Source organism: Stenotrophomonas pictorum JCM 9942 (assembly GCF_001310775.1).
GTDB lineage: Bacteria > Pseudomonadota > Gammaproteobacteria > Xanthomonadales > Xanthomonadaceae > Stenotrophomonas > Stenotrophomonas pictorum.
The window spans coordinates 1-8,140 of the sequence record NZ_BAZI01000107.1 but is presented as its reverse complement, the minus strand read 5'-3'; the positions used below and the strand labels follow the sequence as shown (position 1 = coordinate 8,140).

General features: G+C 67.7%; 6 protein-coding genes and 2 pseudogenes. 2 read left to right on the top strand and 6 right to left on the bottom strand.

The annotated features are described in order from the left end of the window. On the top strand, nucleotides 1–412 hold a 412-nt coding region (locus tag JCM9942_RS07400), incomplete at its 5' end, for a macro domain-containing protein (protein ID WP_172675068.1). A 77-nt stretch (nucleotides 413–489) separates the two neighbouring features. Here the strand turns inward: JCM9942_RS07400 and JCM9942_RS07395 are convergent. From JCM9942_RS07395 to JCM9942_RS07380, 4 genes and pseudogenes are all read right to left on the bottom strand, one after another. After that, nucleotides 490–1,493: pseudogene (locus tag JCM9942_RS07395) on the bottom strand (class I fructose-bisphosphate aldolase). Nucleotides 1,494–1,651: 158 nt separating this feature from the next. Next, entirely contained in the window at nucleotides 1,652–3,118 is a 1,467-nt protein-coding gene (pyk, locus tag JCM9942_RS07390) for a pyruvate kinase (RefSeq protein ID WP_054658804.1), read from the bottom strand. A 369-nt stretch (nucleotides 3,119–3,487) separates the two neighbouring features. Further along, nucleotides 3,488–4,131, bottom strand: a pseudogene (locus JCM9942_RS07385) (HAD-IA family hydrolase). After that, nucleotides 4,128–5,306, bottom strand: coding sequence for a phosphoglycerate kinase (locus JCM9942_RS07380; RefSeq protein ID WP_054658802.1), 1,179 nt, complete (start codon nucleotides 5,304–5,306; stop codon nucleotides 4,128–4,130). Before JCM9942_RS07380 ends, JCM9942_RS07385 begins: the two are co-directional and overlap by 4 nt. A gap of 79 nt (nucleotides 5,307–5,385) precedes the next feature. Here JCM9942_RS07380 and JCM9942_RS07375 point away from each other — a divergent pair, with 79 nt between their 5' ends. Further along, nucleotides 5,386–5,943, top strand: a complete 558-nt coding sequence (locus JCM9942_RS07375; protein WP_089153149.1) for a GNAT family N-acetyltransferase — start codon at nucleotides 5,386–5,388, stop codon at nucleotides 5,941–5,943. A gap of 36 nt (nucleotides 5,944–5,979) precedes the next feature. Here JCM9942_RS07375 and JCM9942_RS07370 read toward each other — a convergent pair whose 3' ends face one another. Together JCM9942_RS07370 and JCM9942_RS07365 are read right to left on the bottom strand one after the other, a co-directional pair. Beyond that, entirely contained in the window at nucleotides 5,980–7,365 is a 1,386-nt protein-coding gene (locus tag JCM9942_RS07370) for a DUF3999 domain-containing protein (RefSeq protein WP_054658798.1), read from the bottom strand. Continuing rightward, the coding region (locus JCM9942_RS07365; RefSeq protein WP_157722812.1) for a DUF2339 domain-containing protein at nucleotides 7,362–8,140 on the bottom strand (779 nt) is incomplete at its 5' end. The genes JCM9942_RS07370 and JCM9942_RS07365, both read right to left, overlap by 4 nt.

Here is an 8,140-nt window from a genome sequence, read left to right as displayed (position 1 = left end):
CCGCTGCCCCACCGGCGAGGTCCGCGCCACCGGCGGCCATGCGCTGCCGGCACGGCATGTGTTCCACACCGTGGGCCCGGTATGGCGCGACGGCCGCCATGATGAGGCCGCGCTGCTGGCCAACTGCTACTGGCAGTCGCTGCGCCTGGCCGAACGGATGGAGCTGCAATCGATCGCGTTTCCGGCCATCAGCTGTGGCGTGTACGGCTACCCGCTACACCAGGCCGCCGATATCGCGGTGACCGAAACGCTGACCTGGCGGAAGAGCCATACCCGCCCGCTGCGCATCATCCTGGTGGCCTACAACGCGGCGGCATTCAAGATCTACCAGCAGGCCCTGAACCGCAGCGGCCAGATCGACAGCAGCGGGGGCAGCTCGGCATTGATGCAGGGTCTGGCGGCCGCGACCTGAGCCAGGAGCCGGGAAGGAAAAACGAAAACGCCGGCACAGGGCCGGCGTTTCGCTGTTTCAGGACACGGAAGAGGCGGTCAGCCTTCCCACTTGCCCAGTGCGGCCAGGCCGTTTTCCTTCGCACGCTCGTACACGGTCTTCTGCGCAGCGGCGTAGTTGCCTTCATGTCCTTGGCCCACAACTTCAGCGCGGCCTGCTGCATGGCACGGCCGTAGGAGAAGCTCAGCGGCCACGGCAGGGTGCCCAGCTGGTTCATGGCATTGAGGTGGGCGGTGGACTGCTCGTCGCTCTGGCCGCCGGACAGGAACACGATGCCCGGCAGGATCGCCGGCACCACCGACTTCAGGCACATCACGGTCGATTCGGCCACTTCCTCGACATCGGCCTGCTCGTCGCAGCCCTTGCCGGAGATGACCATCGAGGCCTTCAGGATGGTGCCTTCCAGCACCACGTTCTGCTGGTACAGCGCATCGAACAGCGCGCGCAGGGTGGCCTCGGTGACTTCGTAGCAGGTCTCGATGTCGTGGTCGCCGTCCATGATCACTTCCGGCTCGACCATCGGCACCAGGCCGGCTTCCTGGCACAGCGCGGCGTAACGGGCCAGCGCGTGGGCGTTGACCTCGATGCAGGTGCCCGAGGGGATGCTCTCGCCGATGTTGATCACCGCACGCCACTTGGCAAAACGCGCACCGAGCTTGTAGTACTCCTGCAGCCGCGCGCGCAGGCCGTCCAGGCCCTCGGTGACCATCTCGCCCGGGCAGCCGGCCAGCGGATGCGCGCCGGTATCGACCTTGATGCCCGGGATCATGCCGTGGTCGGCCATGTACTTGGCGAACGGCACGCCGTCCTTGGTCGACTGGCGGATGGTCTCGTCGTACAGGATCGCGCCGGAGATGTGCTCGTTGAGCTTCGGCGTGGTCAGCAGCAGCTCGCGGTAGGCACGGCGGTTCTCTTCCGTGTTCTCGATCCCGACACTGGCGAAACGCTTGGCAATGGTGCCAGTGGATTCGTCAATGGCGATGATGCCCTTGCCCGGGGCAACCATGGCCTGGGCGGTTTCAGCCAGCAGTTCGATGCTCATCTCTTTACCTGTGACGGAGTGCGGGAAAACCGCGATTATAGCCCGCCCGCCCTGCGGGCTGGTCGCCCGCAGGGTCTGGCGCGGGTTTCGTCCCGTCCCGACAGGACAAAACCTGTCCGCTCCGATCAGCTTCCTGACCGGAGCGGTGACGCATGACGTCAGAGGTCGCCCAGGCCGCTGGCGCGGCCGTCGGCACCGACTTCGAGCAGGCGCAGGGTATTGGTCGCGCCCAGGGTTTCCATGTGCTCGCCGCTGGTGAAGACCACGCGGTCACCGGCCTGCAGCTGCCCGGCCTCGACCAGCAGGCGGATTGCACCGCGGGCGGCTTCGCGCGGAGTCAGGCCGCGGCTGTCGAAATTGATCGGGAACACATCGCGCATCAGCGCCATCTGCCGGCGCGCGCCATCGTGGCGGGTCACCGCGAAGATCGGCGACTTGGCGCGGAAACGCGACAGGAACCGCGCGGTACCACCGGATTCGGTCATCGCCACGATCGCGCGCACGCCCACGTGCTGGGACAGGAACATCGTGGCCATGGCGATGGCCTGGTCGGCCCGTTGCAGGTTGCGCGGCGAGGCGTTGAAGTCGGTTTCGGTCTGGAACTGGCGCTCGGCCCCCAGGCAGATGCGGGCCATCGCCTCGACCGCCTTGACCGGATAGGCACCGGCCGCGGTTTCGGCAGACAGCATCACCGCATCGGTGCCGTCGATCACCGAGTTGGCCACGTCCAGCACCTCGGCGCGGGTCGGGATCGGGCTTTCGACCATCGACTGCAGCATCTGCGTGGCGGTGATGACCACCTTGTTCTGCGCCAGCGAGGCCTTGATGATCTTCTTCTGCAGGCCCGGCAGTTCGGCATCGCCGATCTCCACACCGAGGTCGCCACGGGCCACCATCACCACGTCGCTGGCCTCGACGATCTCCTCCAGGTTCTCGATCGCCTCGGTGCGCTCGATCTTGGACACCAGCGCGGCATAGCAGCCATGCGACTGGGCGATTTCACGCGCATCGTTCATGTCCTGCGCGTTGCGGCAGAACGACACGGCGATGAAGTCCACGCCGATCTTGGCGACGATGCCAATCAGCTCCTTGTCGCGCTCGGTCAGCGCGCCCAGCGACAGGCCGCCGCCCTGCTTGTTCAGCCCCTTGCGGTCGGACAGCACGCCGTCGTTGAGCACGGTGCTGATGATCCGCTCGCCCTGCACCTCGACCACCTGCAGCTGCATCAGGCCGTCGTCCAGCAGCAGCACGTCACCCGGACCCACGTCCTGCGGCAGCCCCAGGTAGCTGACGCCCACCTGGCTGGCCGTGCCCGGCCCGGCATTTTCGCTGGCGATCAGGTCGAAGCGGTCACCCGCCTTCAACTGCACCTTGCCCTCGGCAAAGCGCTCGATGCGGATCTTCGGGCCCGGCAGGTCGGCCAGGATGCCCACTTCCATACCGACGCGGGCCGCGGCGGCGCGTACTTCGGCGGCACGCTTGGCCTGACCGGAAGGATCACCGTGGGAGAAGTTCAGACGCACCACGTTCACGCCGGCGCGGAACAGATCGTCCAGCACGCCCGGCGCGTCGGTTGCAGGCCCGAGGGTGGCGAGGATCTTGGTACGGCGCTGGCGTTCGATCATTGTGTGGAGTCTCCCTGAAAGACCATCGAAATTAGCATATTCGCGCTATGACAACGATGTCGCGGCGAGTGTCGCCTGACAAATCCCGCGATGTCCCACAGACAGCAAAGACAGCCTGGCCAGACATCGGCGTGCGTACGCCATCGCACGTCCTCGACCACGCCCGTATGCGACACCGCCCTGACCCTTGCCGGTCAGGTGTAAACGACAGAAGTCCCGTCAGGCCATCAGCCCCTTCCCGCGAGACATCCATCTGACACCGGCCGGACAACAAAGACATCGCACCTCATCCCTCTTTTTCAGCGAATCGTCCCACCGTGCGCAAGCGACCAAGCAAAACGCCGGCTCGCGCCGGCGCTTTGCGTTCCATCAGGCCTGCAGCAGCAGCGGAATATCCTCCGGAGCTGCGGCCAGTGCGTGGACGCCGGCGGCCTCCAGTTCCTGCCGCCCGCCAAAGCCCCACAGCACCCCGATGTTGCGCATGCCATGGTGGCGGGCGCCCTCGATATCCATGCGGCGGTCGCCGATCATCCAGCAATCGGCCGGCTGCAGTGACAGCCGCCCCAGCGCCTCGGCCACCAGCTCCGGCTTGTGGCTGCGCGTTCCACACGGGGTAGCGCCGATCACGTCCTCGAAGCAGTCACCGAACGGCAGATGCGCGACGATCCGCTGCGCGTGCGGCTCGTTCTTGGCGGTGACCACGGCCAGGCGGTGGCCGGCGGCTTTCAACGAACGCACCACCTCGCCGACGCCGGATAGATCTCGTGCTCCTTCCAGCCGTCGCTGTCGAAGCGCTCGCGGTACAGCTCCACCGCCTGCTCGACCTGCTGCCGATCCCCGAACACCGGCGCGAAGCTGGTACGCAGCGCCGGACCGATCCAGCGCCGCAGTTCGTTCTCCGCCGGCACCGGCTGGCCCATCTTCTCCAGCGCATAGGCCACGCAACGGGTGATGCCCACCGACGATTCGATCAGGGTGCCATCCAGATCGAAAAACAGCACATCGCGGCTCACGATCCGCGGGCCTCCAGCGCGGCCACGGCCGGCAGGGTCTTGCCCTCCAGGAACTCCAGGAACGCACCGCCGCCGGTGGAGATGTAGCTCACTTCCTTGGCGATGCCGTACTTGTCCACCGCCGCCAGGGTGTCACCGCCACCGGCGATCGAGAACGCCTTGGAACTGGCGATGGCGCGCGCCAGCGCCTCGGTGCCCTTGCCGAACGCGTCGAACTCGAACACGCCTACGGGTCCGTTCCAGACCACGGTGCCGGCCTTGGCGATCAGCTCGGCGTATTGCGTGGCGGTGGCCGAGCCGATATCCAGGATCATGTCATCGCTGCCCACCGCAGCCACCGGCTTGATGGTGGCCGGGGCGTCGGCGGCGAAGGCCGGGGCCACCACCACGTCGGTCGGCAGCGGAATCTCGGCGCCGCGCGCCTTGGCGTCGGCGTCGATCTTGCGTGCGGTATCAAGCAGGTCGTTCTCGACCAGCGATTTGCCCACGCCATGACCTTCGGCCGCGATGAAGGTGTTGGCGATACCGCCACCGACGATCAGCTGGTCGACCTTGCCGACCAGGCTGGACAGCAGTTCCAGCTTGGTCGAGACCTTGGAGCCGGCCACGATCGCCAGCAGCGGGCGCGCCGGGTTGGCCAGCGCCTTGTCCAGCGCGTCCAGCTCGGCCATCAGCAGCGGGCCACCGGCAGCAACCGGGGCGAAACGGATCACGCCGTGGGTCGAGGCCTGGGCGCGGTGCGCGGTACCAAAGGCGTCCATCACGAACACATCGCACAGCGCGGCGTATTTCTTCGACAGGGCTTCATCGTCGGCCTTCTCGCCGACGTTCATGCGGCAGTTCTCCAGCAGCACGATCTGGCCCGGGGCCACGTCCACGCCGTCCACCCAGTCCTTGACCAGCGGCACGTCCACGCCCAGCAGTTCGGACAGGCGCCTGGCCACCGGCGCCAGCGAATCAGCGGCGCTCCACACGCCTTCCTTGGGGCGGCCCAGGTGCGAGGTCACCAGCACCGCGGCGCCCTTCTCCAGCGCCAGCTTCAGGGTCGGCAGCGAGGCGGTGATGCGCTGTTCGGAGGTGATCTTGCCGTCCCCGTCGATCGGCACGTTCAGATCCTGGCGGATCAATACACGCTTGCCGGAAAGGTCGAGGTCGGTCATACGAACGATGGACATGGCAGGATCTGCTCCGCAGGTGGGGTAGTCCGGCATTTTCGCCCGCCCTGCCAACCGGGGCAAACTGGAGGTCATTGCGATGCAGACACGTCTGTTCCAACCGGAGCTGCACAGCGCGCGGCTGCGGCTGCGCGAAGTCCGCCCCGACGATGCCCCGGCGCTGTTCGCCATCCATTCCGATCCGGTGGTGATGCGTTACTGGAGCTACCCGGCCTGGACGGAGCTGGCACAAGCTCAGGCCAAGATCGCCGAGATCAAGCGCCAGCGCCGCGAGCAGCAGATCCTCATCTGGGCGATTGCCGATGCCGGCAGCGACCGGCTGATCGGCAGCAGCGCGGTGTTCGCGATCGACCCGGATCAGGGCCGGGCCGAGATCGGCTACAGCCTGCACCGCGACTGGCAGGGCCGCGGACTGGCCAGCGAAGCGCTGCGCCTGATCCTTCGCCATCTGTTTGACGGGCTGCAGCTGCGCCGCGTGGAGGCCGATGCCGATCCGCGCAATACCGCCTCGTGCCGGTTGCTGGAGAGATTGGGCTTCGTCCGTGAGGGGCTGCTGCGCGAACGCTGGCGGGTGAACGGCGAGCTTTGCGATACCGCCTTCTACGGTCTGTTGCAGCGGGACTTCGACGCCCGCTGAAGCCGCACAGCCCCCGCCGGCACAGGGCCCGCCCCCTCAATCCTGTTTCTTTTGCTCGCCACCGCCACGCACCAGGCTCAACGCGAACCCCGCGACCGCCAGCGCACCCAGCACCAGTACCGCCCACAGCAGCAGATTCTTCCAGTCGTGCGGCGGCTTGGCCGGCTGGTATGCGGCATCGCCGGCACGCACGGCGCGCTCGCCCAGCATCGCCGTGGCCGGTTGCCACTGCCTGCCATTACGCGCGCGCAGGGCATCGAGCATCGGATCGAGGGCGGCATGCGTGGCGGCCACATTCGCACTGCCGGCCACCAGCAGGTAGGGGGCACGTCCCTGCGCCAAGAACACCGCGCTGCCGGGCCGATATCCCAGACGCAGCAGCGGCGCCCCGGCGGGGAGGGAGCCCGGTTCGGCCTGCAACCGCCACTGGCGATCGGTGAGGGTGCCGGAGGTTTCCAACGGCGCCGAGCGCTGCTGGGTGCCCCCCTCACTCAGGCTCCAGGTATTCCAGCCTGCGGTCAGCCGCTGCCAGTCCGGCGTGCGGCCATCGACACCGGGCCGATCCGGATCGCGACTGGACACACTCCAGCTCACGGCACTGTTGGCCGGCATCCGCACATCCAGCCGCTGCACCGGCACCCGGCCTTGCAACTGGTACAGGTAACCGTCCTTGGCGTTGCCGCCGGCCTCGGCCGTGAGTTCCAGCCACTGCCAGTCGCCGCTGTCCACCGCATCGACCAGTTCACCGCGCAGACCGCGCAAGGCCGGGGCACCGCTGCGCTGCAGCGGCACCAGCCGCAGGTAGCGCAGATCCGTGACGACCTTGAGAGTATTGCTGCGCAGTGCGCGGCCCTGGTTGTTCAGCTGCACCAGACGCACCTGCGGGTCGAGCACCTGCCAGCCACGCAGGTCGTCGCTGGCTTCCAGCCGATAGCCCAGATCCAGTGTCGCCCCGGGATCGGCCCAGTCCACATGCAGCGCGCGCAGCTTGCCGGCGTCCTCGCCCAGATCCACCAGCCAGACCGGATCTGCCGCCCCGACATTGCCGCCGGCCGCGACCGAATTGCGGATCGACAGCAGCTTGCCGCCGCTGTCGCGTTGCACCACCACACTCAGATCGTCATCGGCGGTGGTCGCCGCCACCGGCAACGCGAACCACGGCAGCTCGACCATGCGCGGCAGCCCGGACACCGGCGTGGCCGCCGCGTAGACCGCACTGGCCACCGGCTTGCCGTCGGCATCGAGCACCCGCACATCGCGCAGATCGCGCCAATAGGCGGCGGCATACACCGAAGCTTCCAGCGGCACGCGGTAAGCACCGGCGTCGGGCTGGGACAACCGCAACGGCCACTGGGCGGCGAAATCATCGGCGGCCTGCACGCTCATCGGCAGCAGGGCCAGCCACAGCAAACGCTTGATCATGCGGACGGGTCCTCGTCGTTGTTCGGGATTGCCGATGCGCGACGCGGCGGTGCCGGCGCCAGCCAACCCACCAGCGTGCACAACAGGCCGTAGGCGATGAACGCGCCGATACCGAGCAGATCGCCCAGGTTGTCGCGGTCGATCAGCAGCAGCTTGATCAGCACCACCGCCATCAGGATGGCACCGGCCAACCACAGTCCCCACTGCCCGCGGCGCGAACCGGAGACCCAGCCGACCACCCCCAGCAGGCTCCACACCACGGTCAGACTGGTCTGCGCCAGCTGGCCGCCCAGCAGACGCTCATTCCACGGTTCACCGCCCCAGTGGTGCACCGCGCGCAGCGTCATCACCGTGACCAGCACCAGCCCGGCCAGCGCCATGCCGACCAGCTGCGCCGGCACACTGCGTTGCTTGTGCCCTTGCCACAGACGCATCGCCGCCAGCACCAGCACCGCGATCTGCGCCAGCTCCAGCGGATTGAATCCCACGATCCACGGCAACGGCGCGGCATCGCCAGCGCTGACCAGGGCGGTCAACCACCACAGGCCGAGTACACCGAATACCGCCGCCTGCAACGCAGGTCGCCAGCGATCAAACGCCGCGCCCAGCGGTTGCGCCAGCCACGACCACCGCCGCAGCGACAGCACCGCCAACAGCAGCCAGGGCAATGCCAGCAGCAGACCGACCCAGCCTTGGGCCAGCGCGAAGCGACCTCCGAGGTGCCAGGCCAGCAGCGACAACACGGTCGGCCATAGCAGCCACCACGCCAGCTGGG